General features: G+C 72.3%; 25 protein-coding genes and 2 tRNA genes. 14 read left to right on the top strand and 13 right to left on the bottom strand.

Features of this window, described 5'->3' with window-relative positions:
• Nucleotides 1-36 precede the first annotated feature (36 nt).
• Together ROT00_RS14495 and ROT00_RS14500 are read left to right on the top strand one after the other, a co-directional pair.
• Nucleotides 37-555, top strand: a complete 519-nt coding sequence (locus ROT00_RS14495; protein WP_404775737.1) for an HNH endonuclease — start codon at nucleotides 37-39, stop codon at nucleotides 553-555.
• Between the two features lie 159 nt (nucleotides 556-714).
• Nucleotides 715-1,557 (top strand): CHAP domain-containing protein, encoded by an 843-nt coding sequence (locus tag ROT00_RS14500; protein WP_404775738.1) that lies wholly within the window; start codon nucleotides 715-717, stop codon nucleotides 1,555-1,557.
• Nucleotides 1,558-1,578: 21 nt separating this feature from the next.
• On the opposite strand, the gene ROT00_RS14505 is transcribed toward ROT00_RS14500, so the two are convergent.
• Nucleotides 1,579-2,607, bottom strand: coding sequence for a lactonase family protein (locus tag ROT00_RS14505; RefSeq protein WP_404775739.1), 1,029 nt, complete (start codon nucleotides 2,605-2,607; stop codon nucleotides 1,579-1,581).
• A gap of 85 nt (nucleotides 2,608-2,692) precedes the next feature.
• On the opposite strand from ROT00_RS14505, the gene ROT00_RS14510 reads away from it, so the two are divergent.
• Nucleotides 2,693-2,765: transfer RNA gene (locus tag ROT00_RS14510), tRNA-Arg, on the top strand.
• Between the two features lie 156 nt (nucleotides 2,766-2,921).
• Nucleotides 2,922-4,274 carry an MFS transporter gene (locus ROT00_RS14515; protein ID WP_404775740.1) on the top strand — a complete coding sequence of 451 codons (1,353 nt, stop codon included), beginning with the start codon at nucleotides 2,922-2,924 and terminating at the stop codon, nucleotides 4,272-4,274.
• 33 nt (nucleotides 4,275-4,307) lie between these two features.
• Here ROT00_RS14515 and ROT00_RS14520 read toward each other — a convergent pair whose 3' ends face one another.
• The 3 genes from ROT00_RS14520 to ROT00_RS14530 all read right to left on the bottom strand — a co-directional run bounded on the left by ROT00_RS14520 (nucleotide 4,308) and on the right by ROT00_RS14530 (nucleotide 6,173).
• On the bottom strand, nucleotides 4,308-4,664 hold the full coding sequence (locus ROT00_RS14520) for a YciI family protein (RefSeq protein ID WP_404775741.1): 357 nt from the start codon (nucleotides 4,662-4,664) through the stop codon (nucleotides 4,308-4,310).
• Nucleotides 4,661-5,926 carry an RNA polymerase sigma factor gene (locus tag ROT00_RS14525; RefSeq protein ID WP_404775742.1) on the bottom strand — a complete coding sequence of 422 codons (1,266 nt, stop codon included), beginning with the start codon at nucleotides 5,924-5,926 and terminating at the stop codon, nucleotides 4,661-4,663. Before ROT00_RS14525 ends, ROT00_RS14520 begins: the two co-directional genes overlap by 4 nt.
• 61 nt (nucleotides 5,927-5,987) lie before the next feature.
• Nucleotides 5,988-6,173 carry a hypothetical protein gene (locus ROT00_RS14530; RefSeq protein ID WP_404775743.1) on the bottom strand — a complete coding sequence of 62 codons (186 nt, stop codon included), beginning with the start codon at nucleotides 6,171-6,173 and terminating at the stop codon, nucleotides 5,988-5,990.
• A gap of 147 nt (nucleotides 6,174-6,320) precedes the next feature.
• On the opposite strand from ROT00_RS14530, the gene ROT00_RS14535 reads away from it, so the two are divergent.
• A complete protein-coding gene (locus tag ROT00_RS14535; RefSeq protein WP_404775744.1) occupies nucleotides 6,321-7,388 on the top strand; it encodes an ATP-dependent DNA ligase in 1,068 nt (355 codons plus the stop codon).
• A 104-nt stretch (nucleotides 7,389-7,492) separates the two neighbouring features.
• Here ROT00_RS14535 and ROT00_RS14540 read toward each other — a convergent pair whose 3' ends face one another.
• On the bottom strand, nucleotides 7,493-7,996 hold the full coding sequence (locus tag ROT00_RS14540; RefSeq protein WP_404775745.1) for an Lrp/AsnC family transcriptional regulator: 504 nt from the start codon (nucleotides 7,994-7,996) through the stop codon (nucleotides 7,493-7,495).
• Nucleotides 7,997-8,126: 130 nt separating this feature from the next.
• Between ROT00_RS14540 and ald the strand changes: the two genes are divergently transcribed.
• The gene (gene ald, locus ROT00_RS14545) at nucleotides 8,127-9,224 is read left to right on the top strand and encodes an alanine dehydrogenase (RefSeq protein WP_404775746.1); all 1,098 of its coding nucleotides are present in this window, start codon (nucleotides 8,127-8,129) and stop codon (nucleotides 9,222-9,224) included.
• A gap of 171 nt (nucleotides 9,225-9,395) precedes the next feature.
• On the opposite strand, the gene ROT00_RS14550 is transcribed toward ald, so the two are convergent.
• On the bottom strand, nucleotides 9,396-9,701 hold the full coding sequence (locus ROT00_RS14550) for a rhodanese-like domain-containing protein (RefSeq protein WP_404775747.1): 306 nt from the start codon (nucleotides 9,699-9,701) through the stop codon (nucleotides 9,396-9,398).
• A 105-nt stretch (nucleotides 9,702-9,806) separates the two neighbouring features.
• Here ROT00_RS14550 and ROT00_RS14555 point away from each other — a divergent pair, with 105 nt between their 5' ends.
• The gene (locus ROT00_RS14555) at nucleotides 9,807-13,559 is read left to right on the top strand and encodes an AAA family ATPase (protein ID WP_404775748.1); all 3,753 of its coding nucleotides are present in this window, start codon (nucleotides 9,807-9,809) and stop codon (nucleotides 13,557-13,559) included.
• A 13-nt stretch (nucleotides 13,560-13,572) separates the two neighbouring features.
• Nucleotides 13,573-13,803, top strand: coding sequence for a hypothetical protein (locus ROT00_RS14560; RefSeq protein ID WP_404775749.1), 231 nt, complete (start codon nucleotides 13,573-13,575; stop codon nucleotides 13,801-13,803).
• 77 nt (nucleotides 13,804-13,880) lie between these two features.
• Here ROT00_RS14560 and mscL read toward each other — a convergent pair whose 3' ends face one another.
• Genes mscL through ROT00_RS14575 form a run of 3 tightly spaced genes read right to left on the bottom strand, consistent with a single transcriptional unit; the run spans nucleotide 13,881 to nucleotide 15,295 of the window.
• Nucleotides 13,881-14,318 carry a large conductance mechanosensitive channel protein MscL gene (gene mscL, locus ROT00_RS14565; protein ID WP_404775750.1) on the bottom strand — a complete coding sequence of 146 codons (438 nt, stop codon included), beginning with the start codon at nucleotides 14,316-14,318 and terminating at the stop codon, nucleotides 13,881-13,883.
• A gap of 48 nt (nucleotides 14,319-14,366) precedes the next feature.
• Nucleotides 14,367-14,684 (bottom strand): FmdB family zinc ribbon protein, encoded by a 318-nt coding sequence (locus tag ROT00_RS14570; protein ID WP_404775751.1) that lies wholly within the window; start codon nucleotides 14,682-14,684, stop codon nucleotides 14,367-14,369.
• 32 nt (nucleotides 14,685-14,716) lie between these two features.
• On the bottom strand, nucleotides 14,717-15,295 hold the full coding sequence (locus ROT00_RS14575) for a 5-formyltetrahydrofolate cyclo-ligase (RefSeq protein ID WP_404775752.1): 579 nt from the start codon (nucleotides 15,293-15,295) through the stop codon (nucleotides 14,717-14,719).
• A gap of 43 nt (nucleotides 15,296-15,338) precedes the next feature.
• On the opposite strand from ROT00_RS14575, the gene galU reads away from it, so the two are divergent.
• The 4 genes from galU to ROT00_RS14595 all read left to right on the top strand — a co-directional run bounded on the left by galU (nucleotide 15,339) and on the right by ROT00_RS14595 (nucleotide 18,229).
• On the top strand, nucleotides 15,339-16,235 hold the full coding sequence (galU, locus tag ROT00_RS14580) for a UTP--glucose-1-phosphate uridylyltransferase GalU (protein ID WP_404775753.1): 897 nt from the start codon (nucleotides 15,339-15,341) through the stop codon (nucleotides 16,233-16,235).
• A gap of 51 nt (nucleotides 16,236-16,286) precedes the next feature.
• Entirely contained in the window at nucleotides 16,287-16,949 is a 663-nt protein-coding gene (locus tag ROT00_RS14585; RefSeq protein ID WP_404775754.1) for a GNAT family N-acetyltransferase, read from the top strand.
• A gap of 98 nt (nucleotides 16,950-17,047) precedes the next feature.
• Nucleotides 17,048-18,085, top strand: coding sequence for a hypothetical protein (locus ROT00_RS14590; protein WP_404775755.1), 1,038 nt, complete (start codon nucleotides 17,048-17,050; stop codon nucleotides 18,083-18,085).
• 71 nt (nucleotides 18,086-18,156) lie between these two features.
• Nucleotides 18,157-18,229: transfer RNA gene (locus ROT00_RS14595), tRNA-Ala, on the top strand.
• A 91-nt stretch (nucleotides 18,230-18,320) separates the two neighbouring features.
• Here the strand turns inward: ROT00_RS14595 and ROT00_RS14600 are convergent.
• Complete coding sequence (locus tag ROT00_RS14600; RefSeq protein WP_404775756.1) at nucleotides 18,321-18,740, bottom strand: GNAT family N-acetyltransferase; 420 nt, start codon at nucleotides 18,738-18,740, stop codon at nucleotides 18,321-18,323.
• 53 nt (nucleotides 18,741-18,793) lie between these two features.
• Here ROT00_RS14600 and ROT00_RS14605 point away from each other — a divergent pair, with 53 nt between their 5' ends.
• Nucleotides 18,794-19,399, top strand: coding sequence for a GrpB family protein (locus ROT00_RS14605; protein WP_404775757.1), 606 nt, complete (start codon nucleotides 18,794-18,796; stop codon nucleotides 19,397-19,399).
• A gap of 7 nt (nucleotides 19,400-19,406) precedes the next feature.
• Here the strand turns inward: ROT00_RS14605 and ROT00_RS14610 are convergent, their stop codons facing one another.
• On the bottom strand, nucleotides 19,407-20,006 hold the full coding sequence (locus tag ROT00_RS14610; RefSeq protein ID WP_404775758.1) for a TetR/AcrR family transcriptional regulator: 600 nt from the start codon (nucleotides 20,004-20,006) through the stop codon (nucleotides 19,407-19,409).
• Between the two features lie 74 nt (nucleotides 20,007-20,080).
• Here ROT00_RS14610 and ROT00_RS14615 point away from each other — a divergent pair, with 74 nt between their 5' ends.
• Nucleotides 20,081-20,500: a VOC family protein gene (locus tag ROT00_RS14615; protein WP_404775759.1), complete on the top strand. Its 420-nt coding sequence runs from the start codon at nucleotides 20,081-20,083 to the stop codon at nucleotides 20,498-20,500.
• A gap of 4 nt (nucleotides 20,501-20,504) precedes the next feature.
• On the opposite strand, the gene ROT00_RS14620 is transcribed toward ROT00_RS14615, so the two are convergent.
• Nucleotides 20,505-21,179: a DNA alkylation repair protein gene (locus tag ROT00_RS14620; RefSeq protein WP_404775760.1), complete on the bottom strand. Its 675-nt coding sequence runs from the start codon at nucleotides 21,177-21,179 to the stop codon at nucleotides 20,505-20,507.
• Between the two features lie 36 nt (nucleotides 21,180-21,215).
• Complete coding sequence (proS, locus tag ROT00_RS14625) at nucleotides 21,216-22,637, bottom strand: proline--tRNA ligase (protein WP_404775761.1); 1,422 nt, start codon at nucleotides 22,635-22,637, stop codon at nucleotides 21,216-21,218.
• Nucleotides 22,638-22,716 lie beyond the last annotated feature (79 nt).

The following is a 22,716-nucleotide window of genomic DNA, read 5'->3' on the forward strand; positions in this document are numbered from 1 at the left end:
CCGGAAGCCACTCGGCCCCGTACGAAAGGTGACGTCATGAGCGGCACCCTCATCCTGAACGCGAGCTACGAACCGCTCGCCGTGGTCCCGATGCGCCGGGCGATGCTCCTGGTGCTGAACGGCAAAGCCTCGGTCGTCGAGGCGGCCGAGGGCTGGCTGCACTCCCGCTCGGCGCGCTACGTCGTGCCGAGCGTGGTGCTGCTGCAGCACTACGTGCGCGTTCCCATCCGTCCCGTCCCGCTCACCCGGCGGGCGGCACTGCAGCGGTACGGCTATCGCTGCGCGTACTGCCGCGGCTACGGGGACACGCTCGACCACGTGGTCCCGCGCTCCCGCGGCGGCGGCCACAGCTGGGGCAATGTCGTCGTGGCGTGCCGTCGCTGCAACCACAAGAAGGCCGACAAGATGCTCGCCGAGATCGGCTGGCGCCTCCCGTTCGAGCTGACCGAGCCCGCGCCGTCGCCGCAGGCGCGCGCCGGGCTGTGGGCGACGCGGCATCCGGAGTGGGCGCAGTACCTCGGCTCGATGCCGCAGCCGGCGCTCCTCGCGGGGTGAACGGCGTCTTCCGGAGGCGTCGTTCGACGTCCCGTGATCTGATCGTGACATCCCGCGCGAGGTGCCCTAAGGTGGAACGAGTCCGGTGCGGTGCACGCCCTCCGGTCGCCCGAGACCACCCCGCAGGCCCCCACTCCGCGGGATCCGGAGGAACATCACGTGAACGGTGACACCACGCGCGACGCGCTCCAGCGGCCGCGCGACCGTCGGCGCACTGCGCCCGCAGCGCCGGTCTCCACCGCAGTTCCCGCCACCAACGGCCGGGTGCGCCGTCGCGGACCCGTCCGCGTCCTCGGCGCCGTCGTCGTGGTGCCGGCGATCATCGGTACGGTCGCGATCCCCGCCTACGCGATGATGCCGGGTGTCGAAGACCCGAAGAGCTCGGCGAGCTACAGCCTGACCCAGAGCGAGGCGCAGGACCTCGTCGTCCCCGGGCTCGTGAACCAGGCCACGGCCGCGGCCGACAGCTACGAGGTCACGACGAAGGAGGAGATCGACCGCAAGGCCCGCGAGGCCGAGGAGGCCCAGCAGGCCGCCTGGGCGGCGGAGCTCGCCTCGCGCGCGGGCAACGGCGACTACGCGGTCTACACCGTGAAGGCCGAGGGCGACGACTACCCGTGGTGGGATCAGCTGCCCGACGACTACGGCGGCGGCCTCTCGCCGCTCCGCTACTACTACCGCGAGTGCGTCGACTTCGTCGCCTGGCGGCTGAACCGCGACGCCGGCGTCACGAGCGCCCCGTGGAAGTGGGACTGGTCGAACCTCGCGTCGGGCAGTGCCTACGTCTGGGCCGACGAGTGGGCGGCGAAGGGCTGGCCCACGTCGTCGACGCCCGTCGTCGGCGCCGTCGCGTGGTTCCCGTACAACCACGTGGCGTACGTGCAGTCGATCAACGGCGACGGCAGCGTCAACATCGAGGAGTACAACCAGAACTCCGACCACTCGTACCACCGCCGCACCATTCCGGCGGGCGAGGCCCTGTACCTCTATCCGCCGGCCTGAGCGGCTGACGGCCCGGGCGGTTCAGCGGGGCACGCGGGCGAGGCAGGCCGGCGCCGGTGTGGGCACCGTGTCGAGCAGCTCTCGGGGAGCGCCCGCCTCGTCGAGCGCGATGATCGCGATCGAGTCCGATCCCTGATCGGCGACGAGCGCGAAGCGTTCGTCGTGCGTGACCTCGAGATCGCGGGGGTGCACGCCGCCGGTCGGCACGCTCGCGACGTGCTCGAGCGTGCGCGCGGTGCGGTCGAAGCGCAGCCCCACGAGCGCGTCGGCGTCGCGGTCGCCGACGAGGACGACGCCGCCGCGCGTGAGCCGGATGGCGGAGACGCCCATGCCGCGGAACGCGACCCGATCGTCGATGGGGTACCAGCCGAGCTCCGCGCGGGCGTCGAGGTCGAGCACCGACACCGTGCGGTCGAGCTCGTTCGCGACGAGCGCGACGCGACCGGTCACCACCAGGTGGCGAGGACCGGCCCCGGTGTGCAGCACGATCTCGCCGGAGGGGGTGAGGGCTCCGTCGGCCTCGTCGAGCTCGAGGAGGCGGATCCGGTCCGAGCCCAGGTCGGGGCCGAGCACGGTGGCTCCGTCGAAGACCACCTGGTGCAGGTGCGCCGACTCCTGCCGGTCGGTGTCCGGCCCGGTGCCCGCGAATGCGGCGCGGGAGCGTGCATCGGCCCGGGCCGGCCCGTCGATCGGGTGCGCGGTGACAGAGCCGCCGGAGTAGTTGGCCGCGAGCGCCCAGGCGCCGCCGGGACTGATCGCGACGTGGCAGGGGTCGCCGTCGGCGAGCCCCTCCGCGGCGATGGGGGAGAGGCGTCCGCTGGCCGCATCGGACGTCCAGACCGAGACTCCGCCGGGGGCGAGCTCGTGCGAGACGACGATCCGCTCGTCGCGGAGCGCGAGGAACATCGGGTTCTCGCCGACCTCCACCGGCTCGTCGAGCCGCCACCCGCCCCGGTCGTCGATCTCGAGCCGGCGGATGCCCCGCGCGGCGGAGCCGAGCGCCCCCGAGGTCGAGGCGCCCACCCAGAAGACCGTCGGTTCGCCGCTCATGCTGCTCCATTCCGCGGTGAGGCCGCGCTCGGGGCGCGGGTGCGCCGATCGTCAGGGTATCGCGAGCCGGTAGACTCTCAAGGCCGCCCCCGTAGCTCAGAGGATAGAGCGTCGGTTTCCTAAACCGTGCGTCGCAGGTTCGAGTCCTGTCGGGGGCACTCCACCGCATCCCGCGCTCCGCTCGCGCTCCGCTCGCCTCTTCGGGTGACCACGGATGCTCGGGTTTCTCCCGCAATTCACGATGCCGTGGCGTCGACGTCGACTCACCGCACCCTTCGGGATACCATGTCGGTCCAGATCGAATCGAGGCCGTCATGTCACCGTCGACTCCGCCGCAGCACCAGCCCTCCGCCCCCTCGCCGCGACCCGACTCGAGCGGGCCGTACGTCAGCATCGTCACCGGCGCCGCCGAACCCATGCCGAAGGCGGGATTCCTCGTGGTGTGGGGCATGGCGCTCGCGCAGTTCGGGCTGTTCGTCGCCCTCCTCGCGCCGGTCACCGTGAGCCTCGCGATCAAGGTCGGGTCGCTCGTGCCCGCGGCCGAGGCAGCGGCGACCACGGGCGGGGTGCTCGCCGCGGCCGCGCTCGTCGCGCTCGTCGCGAATCCGATCATCGGGCGGCTCTCCGACTACACGACCTCGCGCTTCGGTCGGCGCCGCCCGTGGATGGTCGCCGGGGCGATCGGCTTCGTCCTCTCCCTGGCGCTCGTCGCGCTCGCCCCCGGCGTCGGCCTCGTGCTCCTCGGCTGGGCGCTCGCGCAGCTGTTCGGCAACATGATCCTCGCCCCGCTGCTCACGACGATCGCCGATCAGATCCCCGAGCGGCAGCGCGGCACCGTGTCCGGCAACGTCGGCATCACGCAGAACCTCGGCATCATGGCCGCGGCCTACGTCGCGCTCTGGTTCGTCGGCGACATGCTGCTGCTCTTCGTCGTCCCGGCCGTCTTCGCCGCGCTGACCGTGTTCGTCTACTGCCTCGTCCTGCCCGACCGGGCGATCACCGAGAAGCCGGACGACGGCGGATGGCGACTCTTCGTGATGACCTTCTGGGTCAACCCTGCGAAGCATCCGGATTTCGCCTGGGTGTGGGTGTCCCGCTTCCTCGTGACGCTCTCGTACTTCCACTTCATCGTCTTCCGGCCGTTCTTCCTCAGCGACCAGGTCGGGCTCGCCGACCCGGCCGAGATGGCGGGCGTCCTCGCGAACGGCGTGCTCATCAACACGATCGCGCTCGTCGTCTTCGCGAAGCTCGGCGGCTGGCTCTCCGACCGGACGGGGGACCGCAAGGGCTTCGTCATCGCCGCGACCCTCGTCTTCGCCCTCGGCATCGCCCTGCTCGCGATCACGCACGACGTCGCCATGTTCTACGTCGTGGAGGTCATCATGGGGATCGGGTACGGCATCTACGTCGCCGTCGACACGGCGCTCGTCGTCGACGTGCTCCCGAACCCGCAGGATGCCTCGAAGGACCTCGGCGTGCTGAACATCGCCAATGCCCTGCCGCAGTCGCTCGCCGGCGTCGTCGGGGCGGGCCTCCTCGCGATCGGCGGCGGCACCCAGAACTACCTCGCGCTCTTCATCGGCGCCGGCGTCATCGCCGTGCTCGGCGCGGTGACGATCATCCCCGTCCGATCACGCGGTCGTGGTGCTCGCTCCGCGGGAGCATGAGCGGCATCGAGCGCGGGCGGGCTCTCCGAGCGGTCAGTCCCGATCCCACGGGAGCGTCACCATCGGGAGGATGTAGATGCGGCCGAGAACGGCGACCGGATGCTTCGCCATGTACTCGGCGGCTTCCTCGATCGAATCCGCGGTGATCAGGTCGTAGCCTGCGAACCACTCCTTGAACTCCGGGAAGGGGCCGTCGGTGATGAGGGTCCTGCCGTCGCGGACGGCGACGGACTTCGCCCGCTCGGGGCCGGCGACCGGTCCGCCTGCGCTGAGCCGCTCGGCGTGCTCGCCCTCGGCGACCCAGCGCTCGAGCATCGCCCGATCCTCGGACTGGTCCAGCTGGGTGCCGGTGGGGTCGGACATGTGGATGACGAGGTACTTGCTGCTCATGAGCGTTCTCCATTCGGTGTGGCGAGCTGATTTCGTCGACGGATGAGGTGTCTGGTCTCGGCGGCGGTCCCGGCCAGCTCGATCGCACGGTCGTAGGCCGCCCGCGCATCAGCGGAACGGCCGGTCGCACGCAGCAGTTCCGCCCGGGTGACGTGGAAGGCGTGATGGCGGTCGAGCTGCTCGGTGAGCCGGTCGACGATCGCCAGCGCGAGCTCGGGCGAGTCGTGCTCCGAGACCGCGATGGCCTTGTTCAGGGTGACGAGCGGGCTCGGGTCGATCTGCTCCATCCTGGAGTAGAGGTTCGCGATGCGCGCCCAGTCGGTGTCACGCGCATGCGGAGCGGTGACGTGCGCGGCGTTGACCTCCGCGAGCAGCCGGTACCTGCCGGGGGGCTCCTCCGTCTTCTGCGACGCGAGCAACTCGATGCCCTCGGCGATGAGCTCCCGGTCCCAGGATCCGCGATCCTGTTCGTCGAGCCGCACCAGCTCGCCGTCGGCCGAGACGCGGGCCCGAGCGCGGGCGTCGGTCAGCAGCATCAGCGCGAGCAGCCCGGCGATCTCGGGGTCGTCGGGCCGGAGCTCGTGTGCGAGCCGGGTGAGACGGATCGCCTCCGCGGTCAACTCCCGCCGGATCACGGGCGAGTCGGGGCCGGACGCAAGGTATCCCTCGTTGAAGACGAGGTAGAGCACCGCGAGGACGGCGTCGATGCGCGCGGGGAGGTCCTCCGCGCCGGGGATCGTGAAGGGGACGCCGGCGGCCTTGATCTTCGCCTTCGCCCGGCTGATCCGCTGACCCATCGTCGTGTCCTGCACGAGGAACGCGCGGGCGATCTCGGCGACGGTGAGCCCGCCGACGATCCGCAAGGTGAGCGCGACGCGCGCGTCGAGCGAGAGCACCGGATGGCAGCAGATGAACAGCAGTCGGAGCCGGTCGTCCTCGATGGCGCCGGTCGGGGCTGCGGGATCCGGATCGTGCATCGCCACCGCCTCGCGGTGCTTCTCGTCTCGACGCGCCTCACGTCGCAGCCGGTCGATCGCCCTGCGGTTCGCGGTCGTGGTCAGCCACCCGGCCGGGTTCGGCGGGATGCCGTGCGCCGGCCAATGCTCGACGGCGGTCGCGAACGCCTCCGCGGTCATCTCCTCGGCCAGGTCGAGGTCGTCGAACCGCCGCGCGAGTCCCGCGACGATCCGGGCCCACTCGTCGCGATGCGTGCGCGAGAGCACGTCCGCGACGTCCCGGGTGTCGTCCCGACGTGTGGGCATGGTCTTCGCTCCTCTCTCCACGTGCTCGACGAGCTCTCCACTTGCTCTACGAACGGGCGGTTCAGCTTTCGACAGTCTTTCGGAAACGGCGTCGGAACGGTGCGCGGTCGACGGCCGTCCGCGGCGGCCCCTCCGGCTCGGCGGCCTCCCGACGTTCAGCGGCGACGCGACGGCGTTCCGCCTCGACTGCGGCCCGCTGCAGCTCGGCCTGCTGGGAGTTGATCATCAGCACCGGATCGATGTACATGGAGGACGCCCTTCCGGATCGCGCCGGAATCGGTGCATCCCGGCTATCAAGACCACGAACGGGTGCGCCTCGCTTCGACACCTTCCGCCTTCGACCTTCGACGCGAGGCGCTGGTGCGGCGGGCTGCGCGGGAGCATGATGGGTCGCATGGACCTGCCGGTGATGCCGCCCGTCGCGCCGATGCTCGCGAAGTCGGTGAAGGAGATCCCCGACGTCGGCCACGTGGAGCCCAAGTGGGACGGCTTCCGCACCATCGTCTTCCGCGACGGAGACGAGGTGGAGCTCGGCAGCCGCAATGAGAAGCCGATGACCCGGTACTTCCCGGAGCTCGTCGAGGCGCTCCGTCGCGAGCTCCCGGAGCGCTGCGTGGTCGACGGGGAGATCGTGCTCCTGCGCGACGGCCGGCTCGACTTCGAGGCGCTGCAGCAGCGGATCCATCCCGCGGCGAGCCGGGTGGCCCTGCTCGCGGGGGAGACCCCGGCCTCGTTCGTCGCGTTCGACCTCCTCGCCCTCGGTGACGAGGACCTCACGGACGAACCGTTCCGCGAGCGCCGCCGCAGGCTCGAGGAGGTGCTGGCCGGGACATCCGACCCCGTCTTCCTCACCCCGGCGACCGCAGATCCCGAGGTGGCGCGCGACTGGTTCGAGCGCTTCGAGGGCGCCGGTCTCGACGGGGTCGTCGCGAAGCCCCTCGACGGCGCCTACCTGCCCGAAAAGCGGGCCATGTTCAAGATCAAGCACGAGCGCACCGCGGACTGCGTCGTCGCCGGATACCGCTGGCACAAGAGCGGCGACATCGTCGGCTCGCTCCTGCTCGGGCTGTACGGCGACGACGGGCGGCTGCATCACGTCGGGGTCGTCGCGGCGTTCTCGATGGCGCGGCGGGCCGAGCTCGTCGAGGAGCTGAAGCCGCTCGTGGAGACCGAGCCGTCCCGGCACCCCTGGGGCGAGTGGGCCGATCAGGCCGCGCACGAGCAGACGCGCATGCCGGGGGCGGTGAGCCGCTGGAGCGCGGGCAAGAACCTCTCGTTAGTGCCGCTGCGGCCCGAGCTCGTCGTCGAGGTCGCCTACGACCACATGGAGGGCGACCGGTTCCGGCACACCGCGCAGTTCCGCAGGTGGCGGCCGGATCGGGACCCGGCGAGCTGCGGCTACGCGCAGCTCGAGGCGCCCGACGCACTGCAGATCGGCGAGATCCTGCCGCTCACGAGCTGACGCCTGCGGAGGAGATTCGCGCTGCGGGAGGCGGGCATCGGCCCTGGCATCCTCCCGCGGCGCCGAATGCCTCCCGCCGTGCGGGCACGGCCGGCACGGGAGGGTCAGAGCACGACGCCGATGCCCGCCGAGAGTGCGGTGTGGTGCTCGAAGACGAGGTTGGTCTCGGTGAGGGCGACCGCGGGGTTCGCCGAGAGGTTCTTCAGCACGAACTGCCGGACGTGCTCGCTGTCGCGCACGCGCACGTGGATGAGGAAGTCCTCGGTGCCGCCGAGGAAGAACAGCTGCGCCACCTCGGGCTCGCGCCGCAGCTCGTCGGAGATCTGCTCCATCAGGTGGCGCGCGCCCGGACGGATGCGCACGCTCACGAGCGCCTGCAGGGTGAAGCCGAGCGCGACGGGATCGATCTCGGCGGTGTACCGGGTGATGACGCCGCGCTCGCGCAGCGAGCGGACGCGGGCGAGGCAGGTCGACGGCGAGATGCCGACGCCGCGGGCGAGATCGACGTTCGGGATGCGCGCGTTCTCGTGCAGCCGGGCGATGATGGCGCGGTCGATCTCGTCGAGCACGACCGGGCCGTGGTCGCGGATCTGCGGCGCATCGCTCATCAGCACTCCTCAAAACGCATGAATGACTTCTGAGATCCGAGTCTAACGAATTCTGTTCGGTAGAGCTTCCGTCTGAGCGAATAAGCGGCGACCATGGAGGGTACCCACCCAATAGCATTCGGAGTCTGAAATGCACATCGGCGTGCCCGCTGAGATCAAGAACAACGAATTCCGCGTCGCCATCACCCCGGCCGGCGTCCACGCCTTCGCGCTGCGCGGTCACCGCGTCGACGTCCAGGCGGGGGCCGGCACCGGTGCCGGCTACACCGACGAGGACTACCGCGAGGCCGGTGCGACGATCGTCGGCACCGCCGCCGAGGCCTGGAGCGCCGAGCTCGTCCTCAAGGTCAAGGAGCCGATCGAGCCGGAGTACGGCTTCCTCCGCAGCGACCTCACGCTGTTCACCTACCTCCACCTCGCGGCCGACCGCCCGCTGACCGACGCGATCCTCGCCTCGGGCGTCACGGCGATCGCCTACGAGACCGTGCAGCTCGCCGACCGCTCGCTGCCGCTGCTCACCCCGATGAGCGAGGTCGCCGGCCGGCTCGCCCCGCAGGTGGGCGCCGCCTCGCTGCACGCCTCCAAGGGCGGCCGCGGCGTGCTCCTCGCGGGCGTGCCCGGCACCAGCCCCGCGAAGGTCGTCGTCATCGGCGGCGGTGTCGCGGGCGAGCAGGCCGCGGCGACCGCGCTCGGCCTCGGCGCCGACGTCACCGTCTTCGACATCTCGCTGCCGAAGCTCCGCGAGATCGACGGCCGCTACCAGGGCCGCATCAAGACGCTCGCGTCCTCGCCGTACGAGATCGCCCGCCAGGTGAAGGACGCCGACCTCGTCGTCGGCGCCGTGCTGATCCCGGGCGCCGCCGCGCCGAAGGTCGTCACCGACGAGATGGTCGCCTCGATGAAGCCGGGCGCCGTGCTCGTCGACATCGCGATCGACCAGGGCGGCTGCTTCGAGGGCTCGCACGCCACGACCCACGCCGACCCGACGTACAAGGTGCACGACGCGATCTTCTACTGCGTCGCGAACATGCCCGGCGCGGTCCCTGCCACCTCGGCCCCGGCGCTCACCAACGCGACGCTGCCCTACGCGCTGAAGATCGCCGACCTCGGCTGGGAGGCCGCCCTCGACGCCGACCCGGCGCTCGCGAAGGGCCTGAACGCCACGGCCGGCAAGCTCACCAACGAGCCCGTCGCCGTCGCCCTCGGTCTCGAGTACCAGGCGCGCTGAGCCGCGCCCCGACCTCGCCCCTCGCAGCCGATCGACCGCCCCCGGGCGGTCGCGAGGGGTGACGGGAACGTCGCGGCGGGACGGCTCCCAGCGCCCGCCACGACCGGATGCCCCGACTGCACACGATGCGGTCGGGGCATCCGTCCGTTCAGGACTCGGTGCGCTCCCGGATCAGGCCTCGCCGAGCACGACGGGCAGTCCGCCCTGGTACCAGGCCAGGATGCCGCCGTCGACGTTCACCGCGTCGATGCCCTGCTGCTCGAGGTACTGCACGGCTCGGGCGCTGCGGCCGCCGACGTGGCACAGGACGTAGACCGTGCGGTCGCGCGGCACCTCGTCGAGCCGGGCGACGAGCTCGCCGAGCGGGATGTGGTGCGCGCCCTCGATGCGCGCCTGCGCGAGCTCGTCCGGCTCGCGCACGTCGATCAGGTAGGCATCGGCGGTGGCGTGCACCTCGGCGGGGGAACTGGACTGCATGATCGGCCTCTCTCGACGCTCGTCACGATACCCGAGGCGCGGCAAAGCGCGAGGTTCCGGGCGTCGCTGCGGGAAAACGCGCCGGGTGCGACATAAGGTGGCCGTGTGCAACGGCTGGAACGCGACCAAGGCGACGAGCGACTGCTCGCGCGCGAGACGGATGCCGCGGCCGACGAGCTCACCCCCGACCCCGTACCCCACGAGGCCGGGCGGCCCACGAGCCTCAGCCTCGGTGACCCCGCCCTCGTGGCGGGCAACGTCGCCGAACCCACCTGGCGGCGATGGCAGGAGGAGCTGCGCGCGGCGGGCGGACGCTCCCCGCTCGTGCGCTTCGAGGACACGGCGCGCACCCGCATCGAGCTCTCGACGACCCACCCCGGCGGCCTGCCGCAGTTCATCACGGGCAAGTCGACGCTGCTGTCGAGCCTCATCCGCGACGAGCTCGCCCTCCGGAACGCGCGCCTCGCCGCCGCCGAGATCACCCAGAAGGGCATCGAGCTGCGCTCCGTGCGCGGCATCGAGTCGGTGCACCTCGCGATCGGGCTCGCCTCCTGGCGCCACAACGGCCAGGAGTACACCGCACCGGTGCTGCTGCGCCCCCTTGCGATCCGCCGCTACGGCCGCGACTTCGAGCTGAAGCTCAAGGGCCAGCCGTTCCTGAACCCCGCGCTCGCGCGCGAGCTGCACGAGCAGTTCAAGATCACCCTCGACGCCGACGCCTTCGTCGCCCTCGCTATCACGAACGGGGTGTTCAAGCCCCAGCCGGTCATCGACCGGCTCCGCGGCCTGACCTCGCACCTGCCGTGGTTCAGCGTCGCCCCGCGCCTCGTCGTCTCCTCCTTCGCCGAGGTCGGTCCCGCGCTCGCCGCGGACGTGGACGGCACGGGGCATCCCGTCGTCGACGCGATCGCCGGCAACAAGGCCGCGCGCGCCACGCTCGCGGCGCTCCCGGAGCTGCCGCGCCCGGTGCCGCAGGACGAGCGGCCTCCGTCGACCGACGTGCTGCTGCTCGACGCGGACCAGGAGCAGGAGCAGGTCGTCGCCGCGGTCGCCGCCGGGGCTTCGATCGTCGTGAAGACCCTGCCGGGCACGGGCGGCACCCAGACCATCGTGAACGCGATCGGCGCGCTCGTCGCCGCCGACAAGCGCGTCCTCGTCGCCGGTGCCAGGAAGGCGAGCCTCGACGGCATCGCGCACCGCCTCGGGCAGGTGGGGCTCGGCGGCATGGCGGTCACGACGGCCGGACTCCGCCGCGAGCTCATCCAGTCGATCTCCCGCAACGAGAAGGCCGAGCGGCCGCGCGTCACCGATGTCGACGACGCCCTCGTGCGGCTCCGGAAGGTGCTGCTCGACTACCGCGGCGCCCTCACCCGGCGCGACGTCGAGTTCGGCGTCTCGGTGCTCGAGGCGCTCACCGCGCTCGCCGACCTCGCCGCGCTGCCCACCCCGCCGGACACGACCGCGCGCCTCGACCATGCCGCGCTCGTCGCGCTCTCGGGCGACCGGAGCCGGGCCGCGCAGGACCTCGCCCGCGCCGCGGCGCTCGGCGAGTTCCGCTACGGCCCCGGCGACTCGCCCTGGTACGGCGCATCGTTCTCGAACTCCGAGGACGCCGCCCAGTCGCACCAGCTCGCGAAGCGGCTGAGCCGCACCGAGGTGCCGCGCCTGATCGAGCGGGGGCGCGCCCTCATCGCCCAGACGCGCCTGCGCCCGTTCGAGTCGGTCGCGGAGCTCGGCGTCTTCCTCCGACTCCTCCTCGACGTGCGCGAGACGCTCGACAAGTTCCAGCCCTCGGTCTACGATCGGCCGCTCGGCGAGCTCATCGCGGCGACGGGCTCCCGCCGCGACTCCGAGGGGATGAGCGCGGCGAACCGGCGGCGGCTCCGGCGGCACGCGAGCGAGTTCCTCCGTCCCGGCGTCCACGTCTCCGACCTGAACGCGGCGCTCCGCGGCATCCAGCAGCAGCGCACGCTCTGGCAGCGCTACTCGGAGGCCGGCGCGATCCCCGGCGTCCCCGCGGGCATCGACGACGTCCACGTCGCCTACCGCACCGTGGCGGCCGACCTCGCCTCGCTCGACGGGCCGCTGGGCGTCGCAGGCACCCCCCGCCAGCTCGCGGCCCGCCCGATCCGGGACCTCCTCTCGACCCTCGCCGGGCTCGCCGAGGAGTCCGAGGTCCTGCTGAACCTCCAGGAGCGCACGGCCCTGCTCTCGCGGCTGCGCGACCTCGGCCTCGATCCGCTGCTCCTCGACCTCTCGAAGCGGCACATCCCGGAGCTCCGCGTGGCGTCCGAGCTCGAGCTCGCGTGGTGGCAGTCGGTCCTCGAGACGATGCTCGCGCGCGAGAAGGCCCTGCTCGGGGCGAATACGACCGTGCTCGACCGGCTGGAGGCCGACTTCCGCCTCGTCGACGAGGCGCACGCCGCGGCCGCCGGCCCGCTCGCCGCCTGGCGCCTCGCCGAGAACTGGAAGGTCGCCCTCGTCGACCATCCCGACGAGGCCGCGCGGCTGAAGAAGCTGCTGCGCAGCGATCGGGTGCGCCCGCAGCTGCTGCAGGCCGAGGCGCCGACGCTGTTCCGCGTCCTCGCGCCGGTCTGGCTGGCCTCGCCGTACGAGGTGCCGACGATCGACGACGGCATCGGCTTCGACACCGTCATCCTGGTCGACGCCGGGGCCACGACGATCGCGGAGAACCTCGGGGCGATCCGCCGCGCGAAGCAGATCGTCGCGTTCGGCGACCCCGTGACGCAGACGCCGACCCTCTTCGAGACCGGCATCCTCGACCGCGATCAGCAGAACCCGGCCGAGCACGCGGTGGATGCCGCGCACGCCGACTCGGCGCTCGCCCGACTCGGCGAACTGCTGCCGACGATGACGCTGACCCGCAGCTACCGGGCGGGCGGTGAGGACCTCGCCGAGCTCGTGAACACCTGGTTCTACGGGGGCCGGATCGTGTCGATGCCGTGGGCCGGCAGCTTCCTCGGGCACGGCAGCCTCGGGCTGCACTACGTCCCGGGCAACGGGCTGCCCGACCCCGTGACCGGCACCGTCGAGTCGATCGACACCGAGGTCGCGAAGGTCGTCGAGCTCGTCATGGAGCACGCGGTGAAGCGGCCGCGCGAGTCGCTCATGGTCATCACCGCGAGCCAGCGGCACGCCTCGCGGGTCTACCAGGCCGTGCTCGCCGCGTTCACGAAGCGCAGCGACCTCTCCGACTTCATCCTGAAGGACCGGGCCGAGCCGTTCACCGTGCTGACGCTCGAGCAGGCCGTCGCGCAGAGCCGCGACCGGGTGATCTTCTCGATCGGCTACGGCCGCACGCCCCACGGGCGGCTCCTGTCGAACTTCGGTGCGCTCGGCGAGCCCGGCGGCGACCGGCTGCTCGCGGTCGGCATGACGCGCGCGCGGCGGTCGATGGACATCGTCTCGGCGTTCCGGCCGGAGCACATCGACGAGGACCGTCAGGCGCACGGCGTGCTCGCGCTCGCGAACGTGCTCGCCCAGACCGAGGCGCGCCAGGCGGCGCCCGCGGAGTCCGAGACGGGCGACGCGATGCTCGCCGATCTCGGGGCGCGGCTCGAGCGCCGCGGCATCCGGGTGAGCGTCGGCCACCGCGGCAGCCTCGCGCTCGCGGCGGCGAACGCCGGCAAGGCCGTCGTCGTGGAGACGGATGCCTCGCTCGACGGCATGAGCCTCCGCGAGTCGCTCCGCCTCCGCCCCGAGGTGCTGCGCCGACTCGGCTGGCACTACCTCCGGGTGCACAGCTTCGAGCTGTTCAGCAACCCCGACGCCGTCGCCGAGCGCGTCGCGACGCTCCTCGGCAAGCCGAGCCCGCGCCGGGCCGCCGCCGATCGGTGATGGTCGCGCCGCGATGACCGGGGGAGTGCCCGGCGACGCCGCGGGCGCGCCGGACGAGCAGCCGGACGATGCCGCACGGCCGGCGCGTCAGCGGGTCGTGCGCGCGCGGGGGGCGCGGCGCGCGAAGCTCACGCCGGCGCCGGGGAGCGATCCCGCGCCGGAGTCGCCCGTCGAGCGGGAGGCGAGCCGGCCGGCCTCGCCGGACGACGAGCGGATCACCCGGGAGCGCCCGCCGCACTGGTGAGCCGTCGCGGCGGGCGGAGACGAGGACGCCCGCCGCACCGGGGTGCGACGGGCGTCGGAGCCTCGAGGGGCGGGGCCTCAGCCGCTGTGCCGGCCGGATCCGCCCGTCGCGGGCGCGTCGCCGTTCTGGGCGGCGAGCAGGTCGCGGATCTCGGCGAGCACGTCGAGCTCCGTCTCGGGCGTCTCGGGATCGGGCTCGCCGGCCTTGCGCTTCGCCTCGGCGCGCGCCTTGAAGTGGTTCATCGGCATCACGAAGACGAAGTACACGACGGCCGCGACGGCGAGGAACGAGATGATCGCCCCGATGATCGCGCCGAAGGAGAACTTCGCGTCGCCGACCTGCCAGACGAGGGCGTTGTTGAGGCTGTCGGCCTTGAAGAGCAGACCCAGCAACGGGTTGATGAGGTTCTCGACGATCGAGTTCACGACCGCCGTGAAGGCTGCACCGATGACGACTGCGACGGCGAGGTCGATGACGTTGCCGCGCATGATGAATTCTTTGAAGCCGTTGATCATGGCTCGCTCCCTCCGGGGTGGGCTGGTCGTCGCCACGATAACGCAGGCTCAGGCGGATGCCGCGGAGGTGCTCCCGCCGGTTCCATTGCTGGTCGAACCGGACTTTGCCGGGGTGCTGCTCGGCGACGAGGAGCCGCTCGTGCCCGAGGACGACGCGGGCTTCGCCGAGCCGCCGCCGTCGCCGGAGCCCGCGCGGGAGTCGGTGCGGTAGAAGCCGGAGCCGTTGAACGTCACGCCGATCGTGTTGAAGAGCTTGCGGAGCTTGCCGCCGCAGACCTCGCAGACGGTGAGCGCATCGTCGCTGAACGCCTGGTGGATGTCGAAGGCGTTCCCGCACTCGGTGCAGCGGTAGGAATAGGTGGGCATGGAGATCTCCGGACGGTACGGTGCGCCGACGCTCAGAAGGCGACGATGCGGGTGGGGGTGACGACGCCGTTCACGCCTTGGTCGTGGAGCTCGTGCGGAACCCGCTCGACGAACTCGCTGTCGAAGACGACGGCGTACACCGGAGGGCATTTTGCCATCGAGCCCAGGGTCTTGTCGAAATAGCCGCGCCCCCAGCCGAGCCGCATGCCGCTCGCGTCGACGGCGGCGGCCGGCACGACGATGAGGTCGACGTCATTGATGGCCATCGGCCCGAGCAGCTCGCCGACCGCCTCGGGCGTGCCGTGCAGGCCGAGCTGCTCGGTCTCGTCCTCGCCGACCGTCCAGTCGAGCAGGCCGTCCTCGCGGGTGACCGGGAAGAGCACGCGCAGCCCCTGGGCCTCGGCCCAGTTCACGAACGGGCGGGTGTTCGGCTCGCTCGGCATCGACAGGTAGCAGGAGAGCGAGGCGGCTCCCGTCTGCGCGACGAGCTCCTGCAGCCGGGCGGTGAAGCCCTCGGTCGCCTGCTCGCGCTCGTGGTTCGAGCGGTTCTGCCGACGCTCGCGCAGCTCGGCGCGGAGGATGCGCTTCTGGACGTCCGGATCGTCGGGCATGCTCACATCCTAGACAGCGTGGCCGGTCGGATAGGGTGGTCGGATGACCGAGCGCATTACGAAGGCCGTGATTCCGGCGGCCGGTCTTGGGACCCGCTTCCTGCCGGCGACGAAGGCGATGCCGAAGGAGATGCTCCCCGTCGTCGACAAGCCGGCGATCCAGTACGTCGTCGAGGAGGCCGTGAACGCCGGGCTCACCGACGTGCTCATGGTCACGGGTCGCAACAAGTACGCGCTCGAGAACCACTTCGACCGGGTCGCCGAGCTCGAGGCGACGCTCGAGGCGAAGGGCGACACCGCGAAGCTCGAGAAGGTCAACGAGTCGACCGATCTCGCCGACATGCACTACGTGCGCCAGGGCGACCCGCTCGGGCTCGGCCACGCGGTGCTCCGGGCGAGCATGCACGTCGGCGACGAGCCCTTCGCGGTGCTGCTCGGCGACGACATCATCGACGCGCGCGACGAGCTGCTCACCCGCATGCTCGCCGAGCAGGGCAAGCGCGACGCCTCCATCGTCGCCCTCCTCGAGGTCGACCCCGACAGCATCCACCTCTACGGCGCCGCCGAGGTGGAGCCCACCGACGACCCCGAGGTCGTACGCATCACGGGCCTGGTCGAGAAGCCGGCCAAGGAGGTCGCGCCCTCGAACTACGCCGTGATCGGCCGCTACGTGCTGAAGCCCGAGGTCTTCGAGGTGCTCGAGCGCACCGAGCCCGGCAAGGGCGGCGAGATCCAGCTCACCGACGCGCTGATGGAGATGGCGGGCGACGCGGAGGCCACCGGCGGCGTCTACGGCGTCGTCTTCCGGGGGCGCCGCTACGACACCGGCGACAAGCTCGACTACATCAAGGCCGTGGTGCAGCTCGCCGGCGACCGCGACGACCTCGGCCCGGAGCTGAAGGACTGGCTGCGCGGCTACGTCGCCGAGCTCGACGGCTAGTCCGCCGAGCGGCGACCGCCGACGAGCCGCCGAGGCCGCTACCCTCTGAGCATGGCTGCAGCCGCCCTTCCCACGCTCCGCGACGGCGAGCTCGTGCTTCGAGGCATCCGGGTCCGCGACGCGCGCGCGCTCGAGCGCGTCCTCGGCGAGAACCGGGGGTGGCTCCGGCGATGGGAAGCCACCTACCCGGGCGGAGGATTCGCGATCGACGCGAAGAGCTCGATCCGGAATCTGCTCTCCCACGCCCGCTCGGGGCACGGCCTGCCGTTCGTGCTCGAGGTCGACGGCGAACTCGTCGGGCAGCTGAACGTCTCCTCGATCTCCTACGGCTCGCTCTCCTCGGCGACGATCGGGTACTGGGTCGCGCAGAGCGCCGCGGGGCGGGGGCTCACTCCGACGGCGGTGGCGCTCGCGACCGACTACTGCTTCCGGACGCTGCGCCTGCACCGGATGGAGATCTGCATCCGGCCGGAGAACGCCCCGTCGCTGCGGGTGGTCGAGAAGCTCGGCTTCCGCTACGAGGGGCTGCGCCGGCGCTACATCCACATCGACGGGGACTGGCGGGACCACTTCGCGTTCGGCCTCGTCGCCGAGGAAGTGCCGCGCGGCGTCCTGCAGCGCTGGCGCGACGGGCGCGTTCCGCCGGCCGCCGCGGAGATCCATCCGGCCGATCGCGTCGCGGCGCTGCATCCGCTCCAGCTCGACGGGCGCTGAGCGGCGGATGCCCCGGAGCGGGCCCGCCGTGGCATCCCCTCGCTGACACACCCGGGAATCGCGCGGGACCTCGGGCGTCCGTGCCCTACCGTTGATGCATGGACGTGGTGGGCGGGGGCGTGCTGGTGGCGGTGGCCGCCGCGCTGTGGATCGCCTACCTGCTGCCCAATTGGTTCCGCCGTCGCCAGTACGAGGCGAGCGAGCGGCACGCGATCCGTCTGCAGCAGACGCTCCGGGTCCTCGCCGAGACGGCGGAGACGCCGGAGGCGGTGCGGCTCGAGGCCACGGCCCGCGAGGTCGTCGCCCAGCAGCGGATCCTCGCCGCCCAGGAGCAGGCCGCCGCGCACCAGGCCGAGGCCGCACGGCTCTCCGCCGAGGCCGAGGCTCAGCTCGCGCTCGCCGAACGTCGCGCCGCGGAGGAGGCGGTCGCCGCCGCGCGCGAGCGGGCGACCCGTCTCGCGCTCACCCAGTCGATGCCCGCGGTCGTGGAGGCCGCCTCCGGGAACGCGGCGCCCGCCGGTCCGATCGGGGCGGCCCGCGGCGCACGTCGCCGGGGCCGCGCCCTCTGCTCGCTGGCGCTGCTCGTGTCGACCATCGTCGTGGTCGTGGGGCTCCTCGCATCCTGGCCGGTGCTGGCCCCGATCGTCGCCGGAGCCGCCGGTCTCCTCGCCCTGAGCGGGCTCGTCCGGCTCGCGCGTCCGACGAGCGCACCCGTCGCGCACGCCGCGGCGCCGGTCGTCGCCGCGCCCGTCGCCGCGGCGTTCGAGCCGATCGAACTCGCGGACCGGCCCGCCCGCTCGGCCGAGTGGACCCCGCAGCCGCTCCCGCGCCCGCTGCACCTCTCGCGGGGGACGATCGCGGCCACCGCCATGGCGTCGGTCGAGGCCGCGGCCAAGCTGCAGCGAGCGGTCGCCGACGAGGCGATGGCCGCCAAGGTCGAGCGGCTGGCGCCGCCCGTGCCGGTGCTGCGTCGCCCGGCGGCGGAGCCGGCGCGCCCGGCGGCATCCGCCTCCCGCGCGTCGGCGGCGGCGGAGGCTGCGACGCCCAACCCGTACGCGGCGATGGGCATCGTCGCGAGCGCCGAGCCCGGCTTCAACGATCTCGACAGCGTCCTCCGGCGGCGTCGGGCCGTCTGAACGCGCGGTCCGCGCGACGCCGTCGGTGGTCGGCATCACCCTCGCGGAGGTGATAGGCTTCTTCACGGCTCGGGCCCATGGCGCAGTTGGTAGCGCGTCTCGTTCGCAATGAGAAGGTCGGGGGTTCGAATCCCCCTGGGTCCACCGAGAGAACGGCCCCCGCTTCGGCGGGGGCCGTTTCGTCGTCCACGAGGGGCGGTCCTCGTGCGGGGCCCGAGCGGCTGCCGTCGCGGCGTCAGGCTCGCGGCCGGCGCACCAGGTACTTCGCGGGCTCCTCGAGGTCGGTGAAGCCGTACTGGCGGTAGAGGCCGTGCGCGTCCGAGGTCGCGAGCATCGTGCGGGGCAGGCCCAGCTCGTCGAGGTCGGCGACGACGCCGGCCATCAGGAGCTTGCCGATGCCGGCGCCGCGCGCGTCCGGATCGACGAACACGTCGCACAGCCAGGCGAAGGTCGCCCCGTCGGTGACGACGCGGGCGTAGCCGAGCTGCGCCCCGGTCCCCTCGTCGTAGACGCCGTAGTTGCGTGAGGCGTCGATCGCGGCGTCCTGCGTGGCGCGGCTCCGGCCCTCCGCCCAGTACGCGAGCGTGCTGAGCCAGCGGTGCACCAGGGCACGGTCGAGGCGGTCGGTGGAGGTCGAGAACGCGTACGAGGTCACCGCTCCAGCGTAGGGTGGGGGATCCGCCGAACGACCGAACCGAAGGAGCCGGAGTGCCCACGCCGCAGCAGATCGTCGACTTCACCGAGCCGCCGGCGCCCGAGGGACGGTCGCCGTTCGTGCGCCCGCAGCGCGTCGCGCCGGTCGCGGTCGTCGCCTACGACGAGCGCTGGCCCGCCGTGGCCGCCGAGCTCGACGCGCGCGTCCGCGGGGCGCTCGGCGCCCGGGTCATCCAGCTCGAGCACGTCGGCTCCACCTCGGTGCCGGGGCTGCCGGCGAAACCGGTCATCGACCTCGACCTGACCGTCGCCGATCCCGAGCGCGAGGAGGCGTGGCTGCCGCAGCTCGAGGCCGCGGGCTTCGAGCTGACGGTGCGCGAGCCGTGGTGGCACGGCCACCGCTGCCTGTACCTGGAGTCGCCGCGGGCGAATCTGCACGTGTTCGGTCCGAGCAGCCCCGAGCTGTTCAAGCATCGGATCTTCCGCGACTGGCTGCGCACGGATGCCGCGGATCGTGCGCGCTACGCCGAGGTGAAGGCGAGCGCCGCGCTCGCGGCGACCGAGGCGGGGGAGACCATCATGCAGTACAACGCCCGGAAGGCCGAGGTCATCCTGGCGATCTACGAACGCGCGTTCCGGGCCGCCGGGCTCCTCGACTGACCTCTGTTCACGGCCGCCCCGCGGCGCCCCGGGCGACGGCCGCGTCGACGAGGACGGCGAGGCTCAGCCGGGCGGCTTCGCGGGCGGCCGGATCGGCGGGATGCTCCGCCAGCCACAGTGCCGCGTCGTTCATGGCGCCGGAGAGCATCGCGGTGAGCGGATCGAGCAGCGCCCCGGAGAGCCCGGTCGCCGCGAGCGCCTCCCGCAGGTGCACGACGGAGTGTTCGGCGTCGAGCTGCCGCCACTCCGCCCAGCCGATCACCGCGGGGGCGTCGACGAGGAGGGTGCGGATGGCTGCGGCATCCGTCACCGCGTCGAGGAACGCGAGGCAGCCCGCACGCAGCTGGGCCGCGGCATCCGGTCCGGCCTCCTCGGCCGCCGCGACGACCGCCGCGGCCACCTCCTCCTGGAGCCGGGCGACGACCGCCGTGAAGAGCCCGCGCTTGCTGCCGTAGTGGTGGTAGACCGCGCCGCGGGTGACCCCCGCGGCCGCGGCGACGTCCTCGAGCGCGACGTCCGCGTAGCCGGTCTCGGCGAAGAGCCGGGTGGCGGTGTCGACGATCGAGCGTGCGGTGCGGGCGGCGTCGTCGGCGGAGGCGCGAGGCATGGGCTTCCTTTACATGCAGTGTGTATGTAAAACTGGGGATCAAACATTCTCAGTGTACGTAAAGGAGTGCGATCATGACGGTCACGAGTTGCTACCCGGTGCTGATGAGCGACGACGTCGCCGCGGCGGCCCGCTTCTACCGCGATGAGCTCGGCTTCGAGACGAGCTTCGAGAGCGACTGGTACGTGAGCCTCCGGCTCGGCGACTGGGAGCTCGCGGTCCTCGACCGCGGGCACGAGACGATCCCCGACGGGTACGGCGCGGCCGCCGCCGGGGTGCTGCTGAACCTCGAGGTCGACGACGTCGACGAGATGCATGCCCGGCTCGTCGGCGAGCGGGGCCTCGAGCCGGTGCTCGCGCTCCGAGACGAGGCGTTCGGGCAGCGCCATTTCATCGTGGCCGCGCCCGACGGGGTGCTGCTCGACGTCATCCAGCCGATCCCGCCGAGCGCGGAGTTCCTCGCCGCGTACGCCGCGGGCGCCGCGGAGGGCTGAGCACTCAGCCCTCCGCCGCCTCGCGGCGCACCATCTCGCCTATCCAGATCGGCGCGTACGGCGACGTGCAGTTCGGCGGCGTCGGGTGGTCCTTCAGCACCTCGAGCCGCTCGCCGATGTCGAGCGCGCGGTCGCGGAGCTCCGGTCGGCGGATGCCGATGGTGGCGAGGCACGTGTTCATCTCCCACTGCAGCCGATCCGGGGCGTCCTTCATCTCGGCCTCGACGGTGTCGAGGAGCGCGGGCAGGTCGAGCACCTCCGGCCGTTTCGCGACGGCGTCGGAGGTGAGCGCCCAGCCCGCGCTCGCGACGACCGGGTCGGCGTCGGCGAGCCAGGCCTTCCGGAGCTCCTCGGCGTGCGGGCCCTTCTTCACGACGTAGTTCACGAGCCAGTCGTGCACCTTCGGCGCTCGGGCCTCGCGGAGCATCTCGTCGAGCTCGGCCGGGGTGAACGCGCGCGGCTTCGCGATGAGGATCGCGACGAGGCGGGCCGCGGTGTCGCCGGTGGCCCACAGCCGGAGGGCGAACTCGTGGTCGCTCTTCAGGCGCTTCGCGACCCCGCGGAGCTTCGTGAGGTTCACGCCGTGGTCGTCGCCGTGCCTGGCGTTCACCTCGCGCATGCGCGGGTCCTCCAGCTCGGCGAGTTCGGCGAGCACCTCGTCGACGGTCGTGTCGGTCATCGTGAGCCCTCCGCTCGGTCGCGACCAGCCTAGGAGCTAGTAGCTGCGGCCCACGATCGCGACGAGGCGCTCGGGCGCCGCGTCGCCCGGCAGCTCGCCGTCGGCGGTCTGGAGGCACCGGACCGTGACGGCCTTCGCCGCCAGTTCGTCCTCGCCGGTCTCGCCGAGGGCGGCGTAGGGGATCCGGGCGAAGCCGGTGGCCGCCGCGGCGATCGCCTCCGCGACCGTCTCGACGTCGGCGGTGCGCCCGGCGAGCCGCTCACGCGCCTGCGTGAGCAGGTTCGCCTGCATCTCCTCGAGCAGCGCGGGCACGACCGTGCGCAGCCGGTCGAGCGGCAGCGTCGTCTTGCCCTCGGCGTCGCGCCGGGCGACGGTGGCCTGCTGCGCGTCGAGGTCGCGCGGTCCGAGCTCGATGCGGAGCGGCACGCCCTTGAGCTCCCACTCGACGATGCGGCGCCCGAAGCCGGGAGTGCTGCGCGCGTCGAGCCGGACCCGCACGCCGGCATCCGTCAGCTCGTCCGCGAGCGCGGACGCGGCCGCCACGGTGCGCTCGTCGTCCTTCACCGCGACGACGACCGCCTGGATCGGCGCGATCCGCGGCGGCACCCGGAGGCCGGCCTGGTCGCCGTGAGACATGATCAGGCCGCCCATCATGCGAGTGCTCGAGCCCCACGAGGTCGTCCAGCACATCTGGACGGCGCCCGCGGCATCCGTGTACCCGATGTCGAACGCCCGCGCGAACTTCTGCCCCAGCTCATGGCTGGTCGCCATCTGCAGCGCCTTGCCGTCGCCCATCATCGCCTCGCAGGTCATCGTGTTGACCGCGCCCGCGAACCGCTCGCGGGGGCTCTTCACGCCGACGAGCACGGGAATCGCGAGCGTGTCCTGCAGAAAGTCCCGGTACACCTCGAGGTGGATGCGCCGGGCGTACGCCGCGGCATCCTCGGCGGTGGCGTGGGCGGTGTGGCCCTCCTGCCAGAGGAACTCGGTCGTGCGCAGGAACAGGCGCGGCCGCAGCTCCCAGCGCACGACGTTCGCCCACTGGTTCAGCAGCATCGGCAGGTCGCGGTGCGACTGGACCCACTTCGACATGAGGGCTCCGAAGAGCGTCTCGCTCGTGGGTCGGACGACGACGGGCTCCGTCAGCTCCTTGCCGCCCGCGTGGGTGACGACGGCGAGCTCGGGGCTGAAGCCCTCGACGTGCTCGGCCTCGCGCTCGAGATAGGACTCCGGGATGAACAGCGGGAGGGAGACGTTCTCGGCGCCCGTGCGCTTGATGCGCGCGTCGACATCGGCCTGCATGCGCTCCCACATCGCGTACGCATACGGTCGGATGACCATGGTGCCGCGCACCGGTCCGTTGTCGGCGAGCTGCGCCTTCTCCAGGATGTCCTGGTACCAGCGGGGGAAGTCGTCCTGCACCGACGCGAGAACGCCGGAGCCACCGTGTTGCACCATGCATTCACCGTATGGGATACCGGGGCCGGCCACGAGGCCCACCGGGAATGACGAACGCCCGCCGTTTCGGGCGGGCGTT

Origin of the sequence: Agromyces mediolanus, assembly GCF_044917495.1 — a bacterium.
Taxonomy (GTDB): Bacteria; Actinomycetota; Actinomycetes; order Actinomycetales; family Microbacteriaceae; genus Agromyces; species Agromyces mediolanus_B.